The organism is Bacillus cereus group sp. N24 (assembly GCF_016483345.1).
Lineage (GTDB): Bacteria > Bacillota > Bacilli > Bacillales > Bacillaceae_G > Bacillus_A > Bacillus_A toyonensis.
The window spans coordinates 1-232 of the sequence record NZ_JAEHCA010000170.1 but is presented as its reverse complement, the minus strand read 5'-3'; the positions used below and the strand labels follow the sequence as shown (position 1 = coordinate 232).

Below are 232 nucleotides of genomic sequence, written 5' to 3'. Positions count from 1 at the left end.
CTTGTAAGTCGCCCGATTCCAGATACACCCTTTTTTATGTTTTCCCAAGCTGTTTCACCATCTGTTCCGATCGGTGTAACAGCTCCTAGTCCTGTAATTACGCCCCTCTTTTTTTCCATACAAAATACACTCCTTTTTTCTCTCAATCCTTATTTACCCCACCGAAGAGCTACCGCTCCGCATGGTAATCCGCCGCCGCACCCAACAAGTATAAGTAAATCGCGGTGTTGCA

General features: G+C 46.1%; 1 protein-coding gene. It reads right to left on the bottom strand.

Features of this window, described 5'->3' with window-relative positions:
- On the bottom strand, nucleotides 1–119 hold a 119-nt coding region (locus JDS95_RS30900; RefSeq protein WP_275952110.1), incomplete at its 3' end, for a beta-ketoacyl synthase N-terminal-like domain-containing protein.
- Between the last annotated feature and the right edge of the window lie 113 nt (nucleotides 120–232).